General features: G+C 40.3%; 18 protein-coding genes. All 18 read left to right on the forward strand.

Going from position 1 to position 21,535, the window contains the following annotated elements; genetic code table 11:
• The first annotated feature begins 16 nt into the window (after nt 1-16).
• Nucleotides 17-1,099, forward strand: coding sequence for a hypothetical protein (locus G586_RS0104730; protein WP_026526804.1), 1,083 nt, complete (start codon nt 17-19; stop codon nt 1,097-1,099).
• Nucleotides 1,100-1,117: 18 nt separating this feature from the next.
• Complete coding sequence (locus G586_RS0104735) at nt 1,118-2,092, forward strand: SGNH/GDSL hydrolase family protein (protein WP_026526805.1); 975 nt, start codon at nt 1,118-1,120, stop codon at nt 2,090-2,092.
• Nucleotides 2,082-2,462, forward strand: a complete 381-nt coding sequence (locus G586_RS0104740; protein ID WP_026526806.1) for an EamA family transporter — start codon at nt 2,082-2,084, stop codon at nt 2,460-2,462. Before G586_RS0104735 ends, G586_RS0104740 begins: the two co-directional genes overlap by 11 nt.
• The gene (locus G586_RS0104745) at nt 2,459-2,809 is read left to right on the forward strand and encodes a multidrug ABC transporter (protein WP_035772500.1); all 351 of its coding nucleotides are present in this window, start codon (nt 2,459-2,461) and stop codon (nt 2,807-2,809) included. Before G586_RS0104740 ends, G586_RS0104745 begins: the two co-directional genes overlap by 4 nt.
• Before the next feature lie 160 nt (nt 2,810-2,969).
• Nucleotides 2,970-4,058, forward strand: a complete 1,089-nt coding sequence (gene rfbB, locus G586_RS0104750) for a dTDP-glucose 4,6-dehydratase (RefSeq protein WP_026526808.1) — start codon at nt 2,970-2,972, stop codon at nt 4,056-4,058.
• A gap of 124 nt (nt 4,059-4,182) precedes the next feature.
• Nucleotides 4,183-5,112: a glycosyltransferase family 2 protein gene (locus tag G586_RS0104755; protein WP_026526809.1), complete on the forward strand. Its 930-nt coding sequence runs from the start codon at nt 4,183-4,185 to the stop codon at nt 5,110-5,112.
• Nucleotides 5,113-5,251: 139 nt separating this feature from the next.
• On the forward strand, nt 5,252-6,121 hold the full coding sequence (gene rfbA, locus G586_RS0104760; protein ID WP_026526810.1) for a glucose-1-phosphate thymidylyltransferase RfbA: 870 nt from the start codon (nt 5,252-5,254) through the stop codon (nt 6,119-6,121).
• Nucleotides 6,111-6,440: a hypothetical protein gene (locus G586_RS0104765; RefSeq protein ID WP_026526811.1), complete on the forward strand. Its 330-nt coding sequence runs from the start codon at nt 6,111-6,113 to the stop codon at nt 6,438-6,440. Before rfbA ends, G586_RS0104765 begins: the two co-directional genes overlap by 11 nt.
• Nucleotides 6,441-6,461: 21 nt before the next feature.
• Nucleotides 6,462-7,028 (forward strand): dTDP-4-dehydrorhamnose 3,5-epimerase, encoded by a 567-nt coding sequence (rfbC, locus tag G586_RS0104770; RefSeq protein ID WP_026526812.1) that lies wholly within the window; start codon nt 6,462-6,464, stop codon nt 7,026-7,028.
• Nucleotides 7,028-8,050 carry an ABC transporter permease gene (locus tag G586_RS0104775; protein WP_051204532.1) on the forward strand — a complete coding sequence of 341 codons (1,023 nt, stop codon included), beginning with the start codon at nt 7,028-7,030 and terminating at the stop codon, nt 8,048-8,050. The genes rfbC and G586_RS0104775 overlap by 1 nt, the downstream gene beginning before the upstream one ends.
• Before the next feature lie 27 nt (nt 8,051-8,077).
• The gene (locus G586_RS0104780; protein ID WP_026526814.1) at nt 8,078-9,439 is read left to right on the forward strand and encodes an ABC transporter ATP-binding protein; all 1,362 of its coding nucleotides are present in this window, start codon (nt 8,078-8,080) and stop codon (nt 9,437-9,439) included.
• A gap of 3 nt (nt 9,440-9,442) precedes the next feature.
• Nucleotides 9,443-11,569 carry a class I SAM-dependent methyltransferase gene (locus G586_RS25525; protein ID WP_081674198.1) on the forward strand — a complete coding sequence of 709 codons (2,127 nt, stop codon included), beginning with the start codon at nt 9,443-9,445 and terminating at the stop codon, nt 11,567-11,569.
• Between the two features lie 26 nt (nt 11,570-11,595).
• On the forward strand, nt 11,596-13,680 hold the full coding sequence (locus G586_RS0104790; RefSeq protein WP_026526815.1) for a glycosyltransferase family 2 protein: 2,085 nt from the start codon (nt 11,596-11,598) through the stop codon (nt 13,678-13,680).
• Nucleotides 13,680-15,743, forward strand: coding sequence for a glycosyltransferase family 2 protein (locus G586_RS0104795; RefSeq protein ID WP_035772503.1), 2,064 nt, complete (start codon nt 13,680-13,682; stop codon nt 15,741-15,743). The genes G586_RS0104790 and G586_RS0104795 overlap by 1 nt, the downstream gene beginning before the upstream one ends.
• Nucleotides 15,744-15,816: 73 nt before the next feature.
• Nucleotides 15,817-17,556: a phospho-sugar mutase gene (locus tag G586_RS0104800; RefSeq protein WP_026526817.1), complete on the forward strand. Its 1,740-nt coding sequence runs from the start codon at nt 15,817-15,819 to the stop codon at nt 17,554-17,556.
• 56 nt (nt 17,557-17,612) lie between these two features.
• Nucleotides 17,613-18,995, forward strand: a complete 1,383-nt coding sequence (locus G586_RS24645) for a glycosyltransferase (protein WP_051204534.1) — start codon at nt 17,613-17,615, stop codon at nt 18,993-18,995.
• Nucleotides 18,996-19,016: 21 nt separating this feature from the next.
• Nucleotides 19,017-20,003 (forward strand): glycosyltransferase family 2 protein, encoded by a 987-nt coding sequence (locus G586_RS0104810; RefSeq protein WP_026526818.1) that lies wholly within the window; start codon nt 19,017-19,019, stop codon nt 20,001-20,003.
• A 63-nt stretch (nt 20,004-20,066) separates the two neighbouring features.
• Nucleotides 20,067-21,470: an undecaprenyl-phosphate glucose phosphotransferase gene (locus tag G586_RS0104815; protein WP_026526819.1), complete on the forward strand. Its 1,404-nt coding sequence runs from the start codon at nt 20,067-20,069 to the stop codon at nt 21,468-21,470.
• Nucleotides 21,471-21,535 lie beyond the last annotated feature (65 nt).

Raw genomic sequence — 21,535 nt, forward strand, 5'->3', positions numbered from 1 at the left:
ATACGAGGATAAAGCTTTGAATAATAACAATACCAAAAACTTTATATTCCGTTTTGCCGCAGTAGTCCTCGTGCTGCTTCTTTTGGTGTCTGCTCTTGTATTATATGTGGACCCTTTCTTTCATTTTCATGAACCCCTTGAGGGATTTCCATATATTGTTGATAATCAGCTTTCGCAGAATCCGGGAATGGCGAAGAGAATGGACTATGACAGCTGTATAATCGGATCCTCTATGACTGTGAATTTTCATACAAGTGATTTTATGGAGCTCATGGGACTTAATACGTTAAAGCTTTCATATAGCGGTGCATATCCCAGAGATGATTATAATATCCTTAGCATTGTTTTTGATAAAAACTCACCTTCAAGAAAAAAGACCGCAGTAAAAGCAGTTTTTCTAGGGCTGGATATCCCTACATTGACAGCGGCAACGGATGAAATCAAATATGAGCTTCCGATGTATCTGTATGACAATAACCCTATAAATGATGTGAAGTATCTTTGGAATAAGGATGTGGTACTTGAATATATTCTTAAGCCCATCATTCAAAAGAAGGGGACAGATCTTTCGGAAGTTTATGCCAGCTGGTGGACTGATGATTACTATAACATCAACTATGTTATGCATGGTTATGAGGCTCCGGAGCCTGTAGAGGATGAAATGGATGAGGATCTTCTTTTGCCCCAGACAAAGGAGAATCTTGAAACTAATATTCTTCCGTTTATAAGAGATAACCCGGACACCGTATTTTTCGTATTCTTTCCGCCTTACAGCATTCTTTACTGGAATAATGTTTTAACGGAAAACCATTTAGAAGCTACCATGAAACAGTATAGATTTGCGGCCGGCGAGCTTTTGAAGTATGATAATGTGCGTCTGTTTTATTTTCAGAATATGGAAGATATAGTGACAGACCTAGGTAACTATGCAGATTATACGCATTATCATCCCAGAATAAACCGCTATATGACTGAGTGCTTTTCAGATGGAACACATGAGGTAAAAAGTATCGAAGAGTTCGATACAGAACTTGAAAAAATGAGGCGGATAGTTGAGGAATTTGATTTTGATGGATTGTTTTCTGCTGAGTACTGGTAATAAGTAAGAGAGGTTATTATGGCAGATTTTAGGTCAGAAGATAAAGAAAACAATACAGGAGCCGGTATACCTTTTTGGGTACATTTGGTGGTTCTTGGACTTATTGTATTTTTGATCGGTTTTGGCGCATTCAGACTGATCAAGTGGAATAAGGGAAGAGAAATTGATAATTCTGATGTAGACCCTACAGAGTTCGAGGTTGAGATAGAGGATCAGATTTTCCTTCTTCCGGCTGAGAAAAAAGAAGGTCATGAGGATGATGGCAAGGAGACGATACTTGTCCTTGGCAATGATTCTGTCACTTATGATATGTCGGATGATGGTCTCTGCGCACAGATAGAGAAGCTTACTGGTGCAACAGTAATAAATGCAGGATTTGGCGGAAGCACTATTGCTCTTTCTGCACCTGATGGTGATGGCGATGCTATGGACAAATTCAGTTTTTACAATTGTTCCAAGGCTTTAACCCAGGGTGGAACCAATGAGATTCTTGATGCAGCATGGGCTTTGGGAGATATTACATTGCAGCAGCATGCGCAGGAGCTTTGTGATCTTGATATGAATACAGTAGATACATTGGTTGTTTACTATGATGCAGATGATTACATTAAGCTTCGTCCCGGAATGAATCCCGGTGATAAGATGGATCCTGTGACTTATATGGGGGCACTTGATTCCGGAATAAAAATGATTCAGGAAAAATATCCTTTTATACGAATTGTCTGCATGTCCTTCACCTTCTGCTATGCCTTCGATGCAGATGGCGTTCTGAAAAATGGAGACAGGGTTGACTTTGGAAATGGTAAGCTTACTACCTATCGCCAGCATATGATCGATACCTGTGGTGAAACCGGAGTTTCATTTATTGATAACTATTATGGAACAATAGATGAGGGCAACAGCTCAGAATTCCTGCTTGATAATATTCATGTAAATAAGGATGCAAACAAGCACATTGCCAAGCATTTTGCGGAGGTAATTTATGCAAAATAAGATAAAGGCGATAATTTTTCTTCAGGGAGCGGTTTTTATCTACTCTCTTACTACGGTTATAAGTAAGTTTGTTTCGAATTATAGGTTTTTATCGAAAGAATTTATACTTCTTTACTTGCTCGACTTTGCGGTTCTTGGAGTATATGCCATATTATGGCAGCAGCTTTTGAAACGCTTTGAGCTTTCAATAGCATATGCGAATAAAGCAATGACTCTTTTATGGTCACTTTTGTGGAGCGCTTTGATTTTTCGCGAAGAGGTTACATTGGTCAAGGTTTTGGGAGTGCTGATGGTTATTGCCGGAACGATTGTCCTTAATTCCAGAAGCGGAGATAAGGAAAACGGAGAAGTGGGAGGTGACGACTTATGATACCTTTCATTTTACTTGCTCTAGGCGGGCAGCTTATTGCCTCTATATCACAGATGCTTCTCAAAAGAAGTTCACAGAAGGAATATTCATCCTTTATCAGACAGTATCTCAATATACTGGTCATAGGAGGATATGGACTTCTGGTGGTGTCCATGCTTGTGGCAATCATATGCTACGGTCATATGCCGTATATGTATGTGGTCATAATTGAGCCGGTTGGATATATTCTTGTGATGTTTCTCAGCAGAATCATTTTTAAGGAAAAAATCACAAGAAACAAGCTTGTGGGTATGGTTCTGATAATATGTGGAATATTGTTGTTTTACTCTAAAGATATTATCAGTTAATATCCGGAGCATTAAGTTCTGGATTAGGCGGCTAGTTTTGCCTGTCTTGCGTGTTATTAATATTACGGTTATAATTTTATCTTGTAGGAGTTTGTCATAATTCCTGCGAGAGAATATTATAGATTCATTAAAAGAAAAATAAGAAATTAGGAGAGTTAAAATGAGAACATATCTTGTAACAGGAGGAGCCGGATTTATCGGATCCAATTACATTCACTACATGTTTAAAAAGTATGACAGTGAGATCCGTATTATAAATGTGGACGCTCTTACCTATGCAGGTAACCTTGAGAATCTCAAAGATATTGAGAACAGAGATAACTATACATTTGTTAAGGCAAACATCTGTGACAGAGATGCCATTAACAAGATTTTTGAAGAGAATGACATTGACAGAGTTGTTCACTTTGCGGCTGAAAGTCATGTAGACAGATCAATTGTAAATCCTGAGATATTCGTTGAGACCAACGTTCTCGGAACAGCTACAATGCTTAATGCTGCTAAGAAGGCATGGGAGCTCCCGGATGGTTCTTTTAAAGAGGGCAAGAAGTTCCTTCATGTAAGTACAGACGAGGTATATGGTTCACTCCCTGAGGATCCTAATGCATACTTCTATGAGGATACACCGTATGATCCTCACAGCCCTTACTCAGCAAGTAAGGCAAGCTCAGATATGCTTGTTAAGGCTTATATGGATACATATAAGTTCCCTGCAAACATCACAAACTGCTCCAACAACTATGGACCTTACCAGTTCCCGGAGAAGCTTATACCTCTTATGATCCACAACGCACTTGAGGGTAAGGCACTTCCTGTTTATGGCGATGGTAAGAATGTTCGTGACTGGCTCTATGTTGAGGATCACGCTAAGGCAATCGACATGGTTCAGGAGCAGGGCAGACTTTTTGAGACCTACAATATCGGTGGACATAATGAGAAGCAGAACATTGAGATCGTACAGACAATCATCGATGTTTTAAGAGAGTCCCTTGATGATTCAGATCCCAGAAAAGAAAAGCTCACATATGACCTTATCACTTATGTAGAGGATAGAAAGGGCCATGACCGCCGTTATGCGATCGCTCCCGATAAGATCAAGAAGGAAATCGGTTGGGAGCCTGAGACCATGTTCAAGGAAGGCATCAGAAAGACTATCGAGTGGTTCTTTGCACATGAGGATTGGATGGAGCATGTTACAAGCGGTAACTACCAGAAATATTATGACAGCATGTATGGAGATAAGCTTTGATTATTTGATACAAGCTTTTTCCGACTGCCGAAGAATAAATGCGATAAATTAGACTATGACAAGAGAGCTATGGCATATAAATGCCAGGCTCTCTGTTGTTGCGTTATAAGGACTAGGTGATTTTATGAGCAAAATATCAATCGTGATACCCGTCTACTATAACTCAGACACTCTTGAGATGCTCTATGAGGATATGAAAGAGAAAATCTTCGAGAAACTTGGAGATTATGAGATTGTATTTGTAGACGATGGCTCAGGTGATAATTCCTGGGAGATCATGAATAAGATAGCAGCCAGGGATAAGAATGTCGTTTGTACGAGGCTTTCCAGAAACTTTGGAGAACACGCGGCAATACTTGCAGGACTGTCAGTATGTACCGGCGATTGTGCTGTTACAAAGCAGGCGGATCTTCAGGAGGATTCAACACTTATTCTTGATCTGTATGAGAAGTGGAAGGAAGGCAATAAGGTTGTACTTGCTATTCGCTCAGAGCGAGATGAGGGTGCAGTTAAAAAGTTCTTTGCAGGTATGTACTACTGGCTTGTAAGAAAGACAATCAACAAAGATATGCCTCAGGGTGGATGTGATTGCTACCTCCTTGACAGACAGGCCATAAAGGTACTTGAAATGATGGATGAAAAGAATTCATCACTTACGCTTCAGGTCATGTGGATAGGCTTTAAATCAGCCAAGGTATATTTCCACAGAAAGGACAGAACTGTTGGAATTTCCAGATGGACATTCGGTAAGAAGTTTAAGCTGGTCGTGGATTCAATGATGAGCTTTTCCTATTTTCCCATTCGCATGATGAGTATCTGTGGAGTGCTGTTTGCGATTGCCGCATTCATAGGCATAATAAGCGCTATATATGAAAAGCTTACGGTTGGCACTCCGATTGCCGGATATGCATCCCTAATGTGTGTGGTTTTGTTTGCATCAGGAATGATAATGCTTACTTTGGGAGTTTTGGGCGAATATATCTGGCGTGTGCTTGAAGAAGCCCGCAAAAGACCACCGTTTATTATTGATGAGATTCGCAAAAACGATAAATAATTCACTTAATAATAAACCAATGATAAACACTGGTGTTTTATGTTATATTATAGGATGATGTAGTATTGCACATATTATGTTTTTATGTGTAAAAAATTAAAGTTTTATTGATTAGATTATTATTTTGGAGGGTATTTCCATGAAAGGAATTATACTTGCCGGAGGTTCCGGAACAAGACTGTATCCGCTCACAAGAGCCATTTCAAAGCAGATCATGCCTGTTTATGATAAGCCGATGATCTACTATCCACTTTCAACACTTATGCTTGCGGGTATACGTGAGGTTCTTATCATATCTACACCCAGAGATCTTCCGATTTTTGAAGACCTGTTCGGTACAGGAGAGCAGCTTGGAATGTCATTTTCTTATGCTGTGCAGGAAGAGCCCAGAGGACTTGCAGATGCGTTCATTATCGGAGCTGAGTTTATCGGCACTGATTCCGTAGCACTGGTTCTTGGTGACAATATTTTCTATGGTCAGAGCTTCAGTAAGCTTCTTAGAGAGGTTGCATCAAGAGAAAAGGGAGCAACAATTTTTGGATATTACGTACGAGATCCCAGAGAGTATGGCGTTGTTGAGTTTGATGAAAACGGTAAGGCACTCTCAATTGAGGAAAAGCCTGAGCATCCCAAGAGCAACTATGCTGTTCCGGGTCTGTACTTCTACGATAATGATGTTATCGAAATAGCAAAAAATGTTAAGCCTTCAGCAAGAGGCGAGATTGAGATCACAAGTGTTAACAACGAGTATCTTCGTCGCGGAACACTTAAGGTTGAGACTATGGGCAGAGGTTTTGCATGGCTTGATACCGGTAATCATGATTCACTTCTTGACGCTGCTGACTTTGTATGTGCATTCCAGAAGAGACAGGGACTTTATGTATCTTGTATTGAGGAAATTGCATATAAGAGAGGATTCATTGATAAGGAGCAGCTTCTTAAACTTGCTGAGCCTTTGATGAAGACAGATTACGGCAAATATCTTGTTGAGGTAGCGAATGGACTCTAAGGCATTCAGGTTGTCTATATTGGCGATCATCACTACGGTCGTTTTGATCGGAGTGGTGGTTTATGCCGTAAACAGGGACAAAATCAATTCCATGATAGGCGCTTCAAAAACGGAAGAGGCGGTGTCTGTAGTCGAAGAGGAGGAGGCGACTCTTACCGATTTTGGCGAGCAGATTGGAGATAACCTTAAGGGGTTTCTTACGGCCGGTGATTTTTTTGATAAGAGTGAGCAGCGCCCTTCAGTTGTTATTGTTGTTGATAATGTTCCTGTGCCTGCTAATGCGGATCCAGATGTGTCGGATGGAAATTCAGATTACTAATTTTTGGAGGATTTATTTATAATGGGACAGTTGAATGTTGAAACATGTGAAATAGAAGGCCTTAAGGTTATCACCCCTCAGGTTTTCGGGGATGAGAGAGGCTATTTTATGGAGACCTACTCAAAGAGAGATTTCGAGAAGATTGGTATCCCGTATGAATTTGTACAGGATAATCAGTCAGCATCTAAAAAGGGTGTTTTAAGAGGTCTTCATTTCCAGAATAATTATCCGCAGGATAAGCTTGTCCGTGTTTTAAAGGGTGAAGTTTTTGATGTTGCCGTTGATCTTCGAGAGGGTTCAGCTACTTTCGGAAAATGGTTCGGAGTTGTGCTTTCAGCAGAAAATAAGAAACAGTTCTTTGTTCCCAAGGGCTTTGCTCATGGATTTTTAGTTATGTCTGATTATGCGGAGTTTGCATATAAATGTACAGATTTCTATCATCCGGAGGATGAAGGCGGAATTATGTACAATGACCCCGACATTGGCGTTGAGTGGCCTTTCAAGGATGAATCAGAACTCATTCTTTCAGAGAAAGATACCAAGAGAGGTTCTTTTGCAGACTATAAAAAAAGCCACGGAGTTGAATAATGGCGAAGGGTAAAGCTGAGAAACTGCCAATTATTAGTGAGCTTCCCAAACAGGTTGGACTTGGCATCTTCTATGCTATTGCAGTAGTTTTAATGCTGATAATTGTCATGCATACCAATACACTTGCAGATCAGCATACGGAGATGCTTAAAAAAATCTGTGCATGCATTCTTATCGTAATGTCAATGATATTGGTTACGGTTTGGTATGATAAGCTCATGGTCCTGCCTGTGGAGCTTTATAACTCCAGAAAACTTATACGAAGGCTGGCAGTCAATGATTTCAAAAAAAGATATGCCGGCTCTTATATGGGCGTTGTGTGGGCACTGGTTCAACCGGTGGTCACTGTTTTGATGTACTGGTTTGTTTTTGACAGGATTTTTCAGACTAAGTCTCAGATGGTTGCCGGGGGTGTGGATGTTCCTTATGTCTTGTTCCTCACAACAGGACTTGTTCCATGGTTCTTCTTTAATGAAGCATTGATGAATGGAACCACATCACTTTTGGAATACAATTACCTTGTTAAAAAGGTTTTGTTTAAGATTAGTATATTACCGCTGATAAAGGTAATTGCAGCGCTTTTTATACATGTATTCTTTGCAGGTGTAATGCTTGTGGTAGCTATAATGTATGGCTATACACCAACAATTTATACCATTCAGATATTTTATTATGCTATATGCGAGTTTATTCTCGTTTTGTCTATCTGCTATACCACATGTTCTGTAGTTGTTTTTTTCAGGGATCTGACACAGATTCTGGCAATATGTTTGCAGGTAGGACAGTGGGCTACGCCTATTTTATGGGATATTAACATGCTTCCCGATAATCTCAAATGGATCATAAAGCTTAATCCTATGACATATATAGTAAATGGCTACAGGAATGCGGTTTATGGAGATGAGTGGTTTTTTGAGCATTTTTACTCAAGCACTTATTTTTGGATTGTAGTCGTGGTGCTGTTCTGCATAGGATCACTGATCTTTAAGCGTTCCAAATCACATTTTGCAGACGTATTATAATTACCGACTGCATAGAAAGTCTGGTTTATGGATAAAGATATAGCGATTCAGGTCACTGACCTGACAAAAATGTATAAACTTTATAATAAGAATTCCGACAGGCTAAAGGATGCGCTTGGACTTTTGAAAGGTGATTCCTGCACTGAGCATCTGGCCTTAAATCATGTTAATCTCACTGTTAAAAAGGGTGAGACAATAGGTATTATCGGAACTAATGGTTCAGGTAAGTCGACAATTCTTAAGATAATAACAGGCGTTTTATCACAAACGTCTGGAACCGTTGAAGTAGATGGACATATTTCAGCTCTTCTTGAACTTGGAGCAGGATTTAATCTCGAATACAACGGAATAGATAATATTTACCTTAACGGTATGATGATTGGCTTTTCTGAAGAAGAAATTGAAGCCAGGATGGATGCGATTCTCGAGTTTGCGGATATTGGAGACTATGTGTATCAGCCGGTTAAGACATACTCAAGTGGTATGTTTGTAAGACTTGCATTTGCTGTAGCTATCAATATCGACCCGGAGATACTTATAGTTGATGAGGCGCTTTCTGTTGGAGATGTATTCTTTCAGGCAAAGTGTTATCACAAATTTGAAGAGTTCAAAAAGCAGGGTAAGACTATTCTTTTTGTATCTCATGATCTATCGACTATCAGCAGATATTGTGACAGAGCAGTTTTGCTCAATCAGGGTGTAATCCTCGGAGAGGGAACGCCCAAGAAAATGATAGATATTTACAAGCAGGTTTTAGTTGGACAGTATCCACTTCCGGAAAATGATTTTAAGTCACTTCTTGAGGACGATGATATCAGGGAGGCAGCAGGAAAAAAGGCTGACGGTAAAAAAGCAGACAAGACCGCTACAAAAGACAAGGCTGAGGATAATGAGGAGGGCAAAGGAACAATAGCCTTTGGCGAGCAGAATCCGGAGCTTCTTGAGTATGGTAATAGTGGTGCCCAGATATCTGAGATATTTATTACTGATTCCAAAGGACTTAAGACCAATTCCATTATTAAGGGAAGCGAGTTTACTATCCACATGAAAGTGAAATTCCTTAAGGATATAAGTGCACCCATTTTTGCTTACACAATTAAGAACATTATGGGTATAGAGATAACCGGAACTAATTCTATGGTGGAAAAGGCGTTCCTTGAACCCGTTAAAGCCGGAGATGAAAAATATATTACATTTAAGCAGAGAATGCTCTTACAGGGGGGAGATTATCTGATCTCGTTTGGAGTAACCGGTTTTGAACAGGATGACTTTGTTGTTTATCATCGTTTGTATGATGCACTGAGCATTACTGTAGTTTCTGACAAGAACACGGTTGGCTATGTCGATATGGAGTCGGCAGTATGCGTAACCGATGCGAAAAAGGATTAAGACATGCAGGAAGAAGTATTTATTGGCAATGTAAAACTGAATTTCAAGCATTACGCCGGACTTGATCTCTACAGCGATGGCCCTGTTGAGAAGGAAATCTTCGAAATTGTAAGGAAGCATAAGAAGGAAGAATATCCTGAGATCATCGAAAAGAAGGCAAGTTGGCCGATACTATATCACCTCTCTGAACTTAGAAGTAATATAGTTGAATGGATTCCGATGACCGGAAAGGAAAAGGTACTGGAGGTAGGTGCCGGCTGTGGCGCTATTACAGGCATGCTCTCAGAAAAAGCCGGAGAAGTTGTAGCCTGTGATCTCTCCAGAAGGAGAAGTGAGATCAATGCCACCAGAAATTCCGAGTGCGATAATGTAACTATACATGTAGGTAATTTCAGGGATATAGAGCCAGATCTTCCCAATAATTTTGATTTTATTTTTCTTATAGGTGTTTTTGAGTATGGTCAAGGCTACATTGGTACTGACAATCCCTATGAGAACTTCCTCTCAATGCTTCAGAAGCATTTGAAGAAGGATGGCCGTATTGTTATAGCAATTGAGAATAGAATCGGCCTTAAGTATTTTGCAGGCGCTCCGGAGGATCACCTTGGAGGATATTTCGACGGAATCGAAGGATATTCAAAAGATTCAGTTGCCAGGACGTTTACCAGGAACGGACTTATCCGCATTTTCAAGAAGTGCGGAATTAAGGATTATCATTTCTACTATCCTTACCCTGATTATAAGCTGATGACTTCCCTGCATTCTGACAGATATTTGCCTGCATACGGTGAACTGCAGGATAATGTACGCAATTACGATAGAGACAGACTTCTTCTTTTCAATGAAAAGAGAGCCTATGAATGTTTGATAAATGATGGAATGTACGGCGATTTTGCCAATTCCTTCGAAGTTATTTTAGGCCCCGGATTTGATACGGTATATTGTAAGTATTCTAATGACAGGGCAGATGAGTTTAAAATAAGAACAGATATTACTGTAGATAAGCTTGGAAGAAAGCTTATCAAGAAATATCCTCTTACAGAGGCTGCTGAGGACCATATTTTTGGTATGCAGGATGCATATTATGCACTACGTGAGAGATACAGGGGCGGTGACTTAGAGGTTAACGATTGTCAGCTTGATGAAAAGTCAAGGTGCGCAATGTTTTCGTATGTTAATGGAATTCCGCTCACAGCGCTGTTTGATGCTTGTCTTGAGTCCGATGATATGGATTCATTCAATGCATTGTTTAGAGAGTATATGAGGAGGATGGGATATAGACCGGATTATCCGGTTACGGATTATGATCTTATTTTCCCGAATATTCTTGTAAATGGTCCTATATGGACGATTATCGACTATGAGTGGACTTATGGTAAATGTATTCCGCCAAAGGAGATTGCGTTCAGGGCTCTATATAGCTATATGCTTGAGGACAGAAGCCGAGATAAATTAGATGTCAAGGCTCTTTATGATCAGATTGAACTCTCGGAAAATGATATTAAGGCACTGCTTAGCGAAGAGGCTGATTTCCAGAAATACGTGACAGGACGGAGAAAATCCTCTGTCGAGTTATGGAAGGCAATAGGAAGAACAGCAATTGTACCAAAGGAATTGGCCGGAAGCAGTGATACTGCAAGAAGTGCAGAGGAAATACAGGTCTATGTTGATGAAGGAGATGGATATAGTGAAGATAGTTCCATTTTTCCTGATGAGACTTATGATGAGCACAACGAGGTTACAATAGATATAGAGTGTAACGACAGTATTCAGAATATCAGAATTGATCCTGCTTTTTCTAGCTGTATTGTTACAATCAAGAAGGTTGTCTGGAATGGGGTGTCTGTTGAGGAAGGCGATACTTTTATTTCGATTCATCCCAACGGATCATGGATTTCTGAAGATAGCATTGTTTTTGGAACGGAAGACCCTAATATTGAGTTTGGCTTTGCTGATGACAAGGTGACTAAAAAGAGAGAAAACCATCTTAAGGTTACAATGATGACTACACTTATTCCCAAGGATACAGCAGTGACCCTTGAGGATTCACTTAGATCAGGTGAAGATGATACTGTAGAGGAGAGGGGAGAATTTTTCGAAAAAATCAAAAGAAAACTTCTTCCTAAATAAGGGGATGCCTGAAAAGGCAGTAAGAGATGCTTAAAGAGATAGCAAAGAATTTTCTTATTAACAACAGAAAAAGAGGCTACCAGAATAAGGTTAAGGATTGTAAAAACGCTTACAATATCTGGGAGCACCGGCAGGAGAAGCATCCTATTTTTGTCACAGGGGGGAGTGCCAGCGAGGTTACCGGGAGACTTCAGCTTGTAACAGAGGTCGTTTCTTACACCAAGGTGTGGAGAGAAGCGGATCCATCTGCCACAGCTGAGAAGATCCTTATTTTCGTGAGCCCTAAAGGAAGGCTTGCAGGGCATGCTGTTGAGAATATACGGAGATATTTTGAGGCACATCCGGAAATAAATGTTGCCTATGGTGATGAGGATGAAATCATCAGCAGAGGAAAGTATGGACACCCGTATTTTAAGCCGGACTGGTCACCTGATACCTACCTGAATGCTTTCTACATAGGGAGCGTATTTGCGTGCAGGGCTAATACTTATGAAGCAGCTGCCTCAGAGTATGACAATGCACTAAGGATGCTTGGCGGAACATCGGGAGTCAAGAAGAATTCTCCTGAAGCGATGGGCCGGGAAGCCAGCATGCTTTCGGCAGATGTTTTATTTTGTATGCTTGCGATTGAAGAGCGGGCATTCGGGAAAAGGCATGACACGTCCTTCCCCATAGGTCATATAGGTGAGATACTGTTTCACAGAAATTCCGACACAGATGTTTTTTATGGAAGAGGCTTTCATAATTCAAGACATATGCTGATGAAGCCGGCTACGTTAAGTATCGTGATTCCCACTAAGGATCATCCGGAGATTCTGTTTCAGTGTCTTAAATCAATTGTAAACACAACTCATGAGAAGAATATTAAGTATGAGGTTGTAATAGTTGATAACGGAAGCAGTGCTTTTAACCGTGTAAGATATGGCTCATACATAAATCAGATTGATAAAGTTAATGGATTAACAAATATTACATATCTTTATAAGGTTGAGGAATTTAACTTTTCTCATATGTGCAATCGCGGTGCGGCAAGATCGGGCGGCGAATATCTGTTATTCCTTAACGATGATATCGAAGCTACTCAGGACGGATGGATGCGTGAGATGCTGTCTCAGGCTCAGCTTCGTCATGTCGGCGTTGTAGGAGCAAAGCTATTGTATCCCGATTCCGACCTTATTCAGCATGCTGGAATAACCAATGTAAGACTTGGCCCTGTGCATAAGCTGCAGAAGATGCACGATCAGAAATCACATTATTTTGGATTTAACAGAGGTATTCATAATCTTATAGGCGCAACCGGAGCCTGCCTTATGCTAAGCCGTGAGAAGTTCAATGAGGTTGGCGGCTTTCCTGAGGAACTGCCTGTTGCATTTAATGATGTTGATCTCTGTTATAGTGTATTTCAGAAGGGCTATTACAATGTCTGCTGCAATCATATAAGTCTGTACCATCATGAGTCCCTTAGCAGAGGACTTGATACACTTGACATAAAAAAGATGGAGCGCCTTGCAGCTGAGTATGAAGTGCTTATGAAGAGACATCCCGGTTTTTATAACATGGATCCGTTTTATAGTAAGTACCTGACTGATGACGAGACTATAAGCGCTATCATACCCTGTGAAGATTTTACATCTGTATTGGATATTCCTTTCCACAATGTCAAGGTTCATGAAAATGGTTATGCTGAAGCAAGAGAGGATGCGTGCCTCAGAGTTGGCGTGGAATATGCCGGAACCATGGAAAACTGGATGTATGGTATTAGAGATGGCAATGCAGAGGATGGCTATTTTGTGAAGGGCTACAGCTTTGTTATCGGCTCTGATAATGCATTTTTTGAAAGAAGGCTGGTTTTAAGGCAGGTTGAACGGTCAGATGAAGGCGCAAGGCCTGCATCTTCAGTTGTATACAGCATGCCTGTTTATACATGGTACAGACCTGATATCAAGCTTAGACTTCAGGATCAGATTGACGTTGATCTTACCGGATACAAGGTGAGAATCGCGACGGGAAAGCTTGCGCCGGGGTATTATCAGGTGGGAATGGCGGCTCTGGATCAGACCGGAAGCCTCAAGCTTATAAATTGGGTACCAAATTTACTTAAGGTGAAATAATGACTGAAAATACAGATTTTGATTTTAAAACAGCATATGAAAAAGAGAAGCTAAAGAGCGCAGATCTCGCTCAGAGAATAGCTGATCTTGAAGATAAGAACCAGGAGCTTGAGTTCAAGCTTAACAGAATTAAGAGCAATCCAATCTGGAAGGCTAGTACACCTGCCAGAAATGCAATGCACTTTGTGATTAGACAGAAGGACCGCTTGAAGAATGCCGGTTCGGTCAGAGGTGTTATCGCTAAAATCAAGTATAAGCAGATTGAGAGAAAAGCAAAGGTTCATTACGGAACGGAAAGCTTCCCGACGGAAGAGACTATTAACATCGAGAGAAATGCCAAGTTTGAGAAAATGCCGCTTATAAGCATTCTTGTGCCGCTTTATAATACTCCTGAGAATTTCTTAAGGGATATGATTGAGTCGGTTCTTGAGCAAACATATACGAACTGGCAGCTTTGTCTCGCTGATGGCTCTGATGCAGAGCATGCTTATGTTGAGGCTATCGTCAAGGAATATCAGAAAGATTCAAGATCCGGAAGAGGCATAGACAAGGAATCGGGAATTCTTTATCACAGGCTTGAGAAAAACACAGGAATTTCAGGTAATACCAACGAGTGCTTAAAACTCGCAGTCGGAGAGTATATAGGTCTGCTTGATCATGATGATATACTCCACCCTGAAGTTCTTTACTACTATGTTAAAGCAATCAATGATGAAAATGCGGATTATCTGTATTGTGACGAAGCTACCTTCTCGGGAAAAAGTATAGATCACATGATAACCATGCATTTTAAGCCTGATTACGCACCGGATAATCTGAGAGCAAATAATTACATATGCCATTTCAGTGTATTTAAGCGTTCACTTTTGGATGGCACTGAACTTTTCAGGTCTAAATTTGACGGAAGCCAGGACCATGATATGATACTCAGGCTTACTGATAATGCCGAGCATATTGTTCATATCCCGAGACTTCTGTATTATTGGAGATCCCATCCAGGAAGTGTCGCATCAGATATAAGTGCCAAGAGCTACGCAATTGATGCTGCAAGAGGCGCCGTAGCTGATCATTTAAGAAGGCATGGTTATGAGCATTTTAAGATAACAAGTACCAGAGCATTTGAGACAATTTTCAAAATCGCTTATGAAGTTGAGGGGATGCCGAAGATTTCAATAGTGATCCCTACATGTGAGCACATGGAGGATTTGAAGAGATGTCTTACCTCTATATATGAAAAGTCAACATATGATAATTATGAGATTATTGTTGTTGAAAACGGAAGCACCTCCAAGGAAATCAGAGCTTATTATGATGAGCTGAGAAACGGAGCTATGAGTTCTGTTCTTAAGATTGTTGATTATTATGAAGATAAGAACAATCTGAATGAAGATGGATCTAAGCCGCCATTTAACTACTCAGCTGTAGTTAATTATGGCGTTAAAAAATCTACAGGAGATTACATACTGCTTCTAAATAATGACACACAGGTAATTACTGTTAACTGGATGGAGGAGCTCCTGATGTATGCCCAGCGTGCTGATGTAGGTGCTGTTGGAGGAAAATTGTATTTCCCTAATAGAAAAATACAGCATGCCGGAATTGTTTTGAGATTAGGCGCACATAGAACCGCAGGACATTCCCATTATGGTCAGGAGGGAATGAATCTTGGATATATGGGAAGACTGTGTTATGCACAGGATGTGTCAGCTGTAACAGGGGCATGCCTCATGGTTTCCAGACAGAAATATGATGAAGTTGGGGGCTTTGATGAAGGATTCAAAGTTTCGCTTAATGACGTTGATTTCTGTTTGAAATTACGCGATAAAGGTTACCTTAATATATTCACACCTTTTGCAGAGATGTATCATTATGAGTCAGCTTCAAGAGGACTTGATCTTGAGGGCGAAAACGCTAAGCGCTATGATGCGGAATCAGAGCACTTCCGTACAAAATGGAAGGCTGTACTCGATAAGGGAGATCCCTACTACAACCCCAATTTTTCATTGGACAGAAGCGATTATTCATTGAATGTTGAAGGTTATAGCAGTTTACGTGATGCATGATTTGACTTTTACTGTTAGTAATGATTAACTAAATATGTTGAGGGGATAAACCTCACTTATAAGGAGGATAGAGATGAGTGACGTATCAAAACAGCTGGAATATTGGTTAAATGATCCTTATTTTGATGAGGATACAAAAAACGAGTTATTATCAATCCGAAATGACGAGAAAGAAGTTCAGGATAGATTTTATCAGGAGCTTGAGTTTGGTACCGGTGGTCTTAGAGGCGTAATCGGAGCCGGAACAAACAGAATGAACAAATATGTTGTTCGCAAGGCTACTCAGGGACTTGCAAATTACATTAAGAAAAATGGTGGAGCTGATGGTGCTAAGAGAGGCGTTGCAATTTCATATGATTGCCGCAGATTTTCTCCAGAGTTCGCTGATGAGACAGCAAGATGCCTTGCAGCAAATGGAATCAAAGCTTATGTATTTGATGAGCTCAGACCTACTCCGGAGCTTTCATTTGCACTTAGAAAGCTTAATTGCATTGCAGGTGTAATGATCACAGCAAGTCATAACCCGCCGGAATATAACGGCTACAAGGCATATTGGGAGGATGGTGCTCAGGTTACACCTCCGCACGATACAGGAATTATTACTGAGGTTAAGGCTATAACCGATTACAATGATGTTAAGACTATGTCCAAAGATGATGCCATGAAGGCAGGTCTTTATGAGATCATTGGTAAAGATATCGATGATGCATACATGGTTGAATTGAAAAAGCAGATCATTCACCTTGATGTAATCAAGGAGATGGCTGAAAAGCTCACAGTAGTTTATACTCCTTTCCACGGAACAGGTCTCGTTCCTGTTAAGAGAGTTCTTGCTGAGCTTGGATTTAAGAATGTATTTATAGTTCCGGAGCAGGAGCTTCCGGATCCTGATTTTACTACACTTGATTATCCTAATCCTGAAGATCCCAAGGCATTTAAGCTTGCTCTTGAGCTTGCCAAGGAGAAGGATGCTGACATTGTTCTTGCAACTGACCCCGATGCTGACCGTCTTGGTGTTTATGCAAAGGATACTAAGACCGGAGAGTATGTACCGTTTACAGGAAACATGTCTGGAATGCTTATCGGAGAATATATTCTTCGTGAGAGAAAGGCTACAGGCACTATGCCTGAGAGACCGGCGTTTGTTACAACAATCGTTACAACTAACATGGCTAAGCGCGTTGCTGAAAAATATGGTCTTCATTACATTGAAGTTCTTACAGGATTTAAATATATTGGAGAGCAGATCCGACTCTTTGAGGAAAATAATCAGGAATACAACTATGTATTCGGACTTGAGGAGAGCTATGGATGCCTTGCAGGCACACATGCCCGTGACAAGGATGCCATCGTAGCTGTTATGATGCTTTGCGAAGTAGCTGCATTCTGCAAGAAGAATAATAAGACCCTTTGGGATGCCATGATCGATATGTATGAGGACTATGGCTATTATAAGGAAGGTCAGTATTCAATTACCATGAAGGGACTTGAGGGAGCAAAGGAGATTGCAGCGCTTATGGATAAGCTCAGAAATGATCCGCCTAAGAGCTTTGGTTCATGGACAGTTGAGGAATTCCGTGATTACAAGACAGGAGAGACTGTTAACCCTCAGACAGGTGAGAAGGGAAGCACAGGTCTTCCGCAGTCCAATGTTCTGTACTTTGCTCTTGATAATGATTCATGGTGCTGTGCACGTCCTTCAGGAACAGAGCCCAAGATTAAGTTCTACATGGGTGTTAAGGGTACAAGTCTTGAAGATGCTGAACAGAAGCAGGAAGAATTAACTGCAGCAGTTAAGGCTCTTATAGAATAACAAAAAATTAGTTTAGGGCTGTCAGTTTGCCTGGCAGCCCTTTTTTCTTATCCGATATGATCAATAATATTAAGAAGACAATTTCATATGCGCGGAGAAATGGCGTAAGTAATGCTGTTGTCGCCGCTGTGGAGAGACTTCGAAATCAGAGAGAAGAGAATTATACCTATTCTGAGCCATCTGAGGAAGAGTTGGAAAAACAGCGAAAATGGTATCGGGCATTACTTAATAATGCAGAGAAATCCAGAATGCTTCCATTCATAAGTATTCTTGTTCCCTGTTACAATACTAACAGAGAATATTTTAAGGCTATGATTGAATCAGTACAGAGCCAGACTTATGGTAAGTGGGAGCTTATTCTTGCAGAAGCACCTGTTATTTCAAGAGGAAAACCGAATTATCCTCTCACTGAAATTATTAATCAATACTCTGCAATTGATGGACGAATCAGGCATGTACGCCTTAAGTCCAATGCCGGTATTTCAGAGAATACAAATGCAGCACTGGATGCATCAAGGGGTGACTATATGGCACTTCTTGATCATGATGATGTGCTTACTAAGGATGCACTTTGTGAAGTGGCGATCGTCGCAATAAAGAATTATCCCAGGATGATCTATTCTGACGAGGATAAATGTAATGCTGACGGAAGCAAGTTCTTTGACTACCATAGAAAGAAAAAGTTCAATCCTGATTTGTTTATGTCAAATAACTATATTTGTCATTTTACTACGATAAGATCAGATGTTATCCATACCTGCAGATTCAGGAGTGAATATGATGGTGCGCAGGATTATGATCTTTTCTTAAGAGCTGTGGGAAGAATTATGTGGAGCTCCGACTATGAGAAACAGATTGTTCATATTCCAAAGGTTCTATACCATTGGAGAAGTCATGACGGTTCTACATCCGGTAATCCACAGAGCAAGATGTATGCTTATGATGCGGGACTAAGAGCTCTTCAGGATTTTCTTGATGTGAGCGGAATTCCGGCAAAGGTAAGTCATTTGAAACACGTGGGATTTTACCGCGTTAATTATGATGATATTTTTGAGTCCAGAAAAGATATTGGTGTTATAGGTGGAAGAATAGCTGATAAAAATGGCAGACTTATCGGTGGTAACTATAGAGCCGATGGAAAAATAAGATTCAAAGATCTACCAAAGGGATTCAGCGGTGGTCTGCAGCATCTTGCCGTACTCGAACAGGATACAGATGCAGTTGATATCAGATGTATGAAAATAAGGCCGGATCTTCAGGGACTATATAAGGAGATATTTGGCATTTCATATGTTGAGACTTTAGACGGTGTTTCCATTAATATCTCAAAGATTGGAAGTGATGAGGAAGTCAGAGATAAATGTATTCGTTTCGGCCAGGCAGTCAGACAGCTTGGGTATAAGGTGCTTTGGGATCCCGGTTATGAAACGACTATTTGATCATTATAAGAGGGATGAGTTTTGGCAGATAATAAAGTAACAATAGTTATTCCGAATTATAACGGCAGTAAATATCTAGATGCATGTCTTAGAAGCCTTAAAAAACAGACAGTAGCTGCACCGGTTATTGTGGTTGATAACGGATCAACTGATGACTGTATTGAAACACTCAGATGCTCTATTAAAAGGCATACCGACTGCTATCCTGAGATTACTATCCATGAGCTTTCAGATAACACCGGCTTTGCTAATGCGGTTAATGTTGGAATAGAGCTTTCGCAGACAGAATATGTGATACTGCTCAACAATGATACAGTAGCAAATGAGAAGATGACAGAAAAGCTTCTTGTGGCAATTTCAGAGAATGAAAAAGTGTTTTCTGTAGGTGCTAAGATGCTTCAAATGAAGGAACCACATAATATAGATGATTGCGGGGATTTATATTGTGCCCTCGGATGGGCTTTTTCTCCTGGAAGGGATAAACCTGCAAAAAGTTATGGTAAAAAAACAGCTGTGACTTCAGCCTGTGCAGGAGCAGCAATTTATCGAAAATCCATATTTGACAAAATCGGACTATTTGACGAGGCTCACTTCTGTTATCTTGAGGATGTGGATGTTGGCTACAGAGCCAGAATATATGGATACAAAAATTTATATGATCCGTCAGCATATGTTTATCATGCCGGAAGCGGAACAAGCGGATCAAGGTACAATGAGTTTAAAGAAGAACTTACTTCGGCAAACAATATATATCTGATTTATAAGAATATGCCTGCGTTACAGATTCTTATAAATTTGCCACTCCTTCTTGTTGGAATAATTGTGAAACAAATATATTTTTCAAGAAAAGGTTTGGGAAAGTCCTATTTTATGGGGCTTCTTAGAGGCTTTAAAAAGATTTCAAAGGGCGTTAATAAAAAGGTACCTTTTGATAAGAAGAACCTTATCAATTATTTTGTCCTGGAATTGGAGCTTTTATTTAATTGCATCCGTAGATTTGTGGGATAAAATGCGATAAAATGGCAAAGACTTTTTGTCATTCACTATAAAATGTTATAAAATAATGTAGATATGATTAAAGATAACCAGAAAAACTTGAACATGCTGCACGTCGTAGGGGACGGCATCATTGTAGCCTGTTCCTATATGCTGGCTTTTTATCTGAAATTCGAGTCACCGATTTCAGAACCTGAGGGAGGCTACCTTTCCATGGGGACGTATTTCACCGCCCTCTATTTTTTGGTGCCTGCATATATGGTTCTCTACAACCTGGTGAACCTGTATACACCTCGCCGTGCTACCAGACTGAGACATGAGCTGTACAATATTCTTAAAGCCAATGTATTAGGCTTCATTGCATTTATCGTTGCATTGTTCATGCTGAAGCAAAATGACTTCTCCAGAACGATGATTGCCATGTTCTCGGTAATTAATGTGATATTTATGAGTCTTTCCAGAGTATTTCTGCGAAAGTTTCTTAAGTATATCAGACGTAAGGGCTACAATCTCAAGCATATTTTGCTTGTGGGGTATTCCAGGACCGCTGAAGGCTATATAAGCCGAATCAATAATAATCCTCAGTGGGGATATGTTGTCAGCGGCATACTTGATGATATAGTACCTCTCGGTACCACATATCATGGCGTTAAGGTTATAGCTAAGATAAGTAAGCTGACAGACTTTATTAAAGAAAATGAATATGATGAGATAACCATCACACTTCCTCTGGATAGATACGATAAGTTGGAGGAGCTGGTGGACATCTGTGAAAAGTCCGGAATTCACACTAAGTTTATTCCGGATTATACCAGTCTTTTCCCGAGTAATCCGTATACAGAGGACATTTTAGGGCTTCCTGTAATAAATATCAGATATGTGCCGCTTACCAATGGCTTTAATATTTTTGTTAAGCGAATAGTTGATATAGTCGGATCAATCATTGGTATGGTGGTGGCTTCACCGTTAATGCTTATGGCAGCCATTGCTGTTAAAATCTCAAGCCCCGGACCTATCATTTTTAAGCAGGAGAGAGTTGGGCTTCATGGGCAGAAGTTCATGATGTATAAATTCAGAACCATGGAGTTACAGAATGAGAAGTCTGAGAAGAAGGGCTGGACTACAAAGGATGATCCCAGGGTTACCAAGGTGGGAAGATTTTTGAGATCAACCAGTATTGATGAGCTTCCTCAGCTGTGGAATGTCTTGATCGGAGATATGTCCCTCATTGGGCCTCGCCCTGAGAGACCTCAGTTCGTAGCTAAGTTCAGACAGGAAATACCGCGTTATATGGTTAAACACCAGGTTCGTCCGGGAATTACCGGTTGGGCTCAGATAAACGGATACAGAGGCGACACTTCTATTAGAAAGCGTATTGAATTCGACATTTATTATATCGAGAACTGGTCAATGGAATTTGATTTCAGAATACTGGTCGGGACAATCTTCCATGGATTTATTAATAAGAATGCTTATTGATGACCTTTCGCTTGTATAATTTATGTTTTTATGGCAAAATAGGTCAGTGGAAAACATAAATTAAA

The organism is Butyrivibrio sp. VCD2006 (assembly GCF_000423925.1).
Taxonomy (GTDB): Bacteria; Bacillota; Clostridia; order Lachnospirales; family Lachnospiraceae; genus Butyrivibrio.

What these genes read in the sequence shown, in the direction of transcription:
- G586_RS0104775 (WP_051204532.1), top strand. Translation starts at nt 7,028, where the DNA reads ATGGCGAAGGGTAAAGCTGAGAAACTGCCAATTATTAGTGAGCTTCCC.
- G586_RS0104765 (WP_026526811.1), top strand. Translation starts at nt 6,111, where the DNA reads ATGGACTCTAAGGCATTCAGGTTGTCTATATTGGCGATCATCACTACG.
- G586_RS0104815 (WP_026526819.1), top strand. Translation starts at nt 20,067, where the DNA reads ATGATTAAAGATAACCAGAAAAACTTGAACATGCTGCACGTCGTAGGG.
- G586_RS24645 (WP_051204534.1), top strand. Translation starts at nt 17,613, where the DNA reads ATGATCAATAATATTAAGAAGACAATTTCATATGCGCGGAGAAATGGC.
- G586_RS0104790 (WP_026526815.1), top strand. Translation starts at nt 11,596, where the DNA reads ATGCTTAAAGAGATAGCAAAGAATTTTCTTATTAACAACAGAAAAAGA.
- G586_RS25525 (WP_081674198.1), top strand. Translation starts at nt 9,443, where the DNA reads ATGCAGGAAGAAGTATTTATTGGCAATGTAAAACTGAATTTCAAGCAT.
- G586_RS0104745 (WP_035772500.1), top strand. Translation starts at nt 2,459, where the DNA reads ATGATACCTTTCATTTTACTTGCTCTAGGCGGGCAGCTTATTGCCTCT.
- G586_RS0104800 (WP_026526817.1), top strand. Translation starts at nt 15,817, where the DNA reads ATGAGTGACGTATCAAAACAGCTGGAATATTGGTTAAATGATCCTTAT.
- G586_RS0104780 (WP_026526814.1), top strand. Translation starts at nt 8,078, where the DNA reads ATGGATAAAGATATAGCGATTCAGGTCACTGACCTGACAAAAATGTAT.
- rfbB (WP_026526808.1), top strand. Translation starts at nt 2,970, where the DNA reads ATGAGAACATATCTTGTAACAGGAGGAGCCGGATTTATCGGATCCAAT.
- rfbA (WP_026526810.1), top strand. Translation starts at nt 5,252, where the DNA reads ATGAAAGGAATTATACTTGCCGGAGGTTCCGGAACAAGACTGTATCCG.
- rfbC (WP_026526812.1), top strand. Translation starts at nt 6,462, where the DNA reads ATGGGACAGTTGAATGTTGAAACATGTGAAATAGAAGGCCTTAAGGTT.
- G586_RS0104735 (WP_026526805.1), top strand. Translation starts at nt 1,118, where the DNA reads ATGGCAGATTTTAGGTCAGAAGATAAAGAAAACAATACAGGAGCCGGT.
- G586_RS0104795 (WP_035772503.1), top strand. Translation starts at nt 13,680, where the DNA reads ATGACTGAAAATACAGATTTTGATTTTAAAACAGCATATGAAAAAGAG.
- G586_RS0104740 (WP_026526806.1), top strand. Translation starts at nt 2,082, where the DNA reads ATGCAAAATAAGATAAAGGCGATAATTTTTCTTCAGGGAGCGGTTTTT.
- G586_RS0104755 (WP_026526809.1), top strand. Translation starts at nt 4,183, where the DNA reads ATGAGCAAAATATCAATCGTGATACCCGTCTACTATAACTCAGACACT.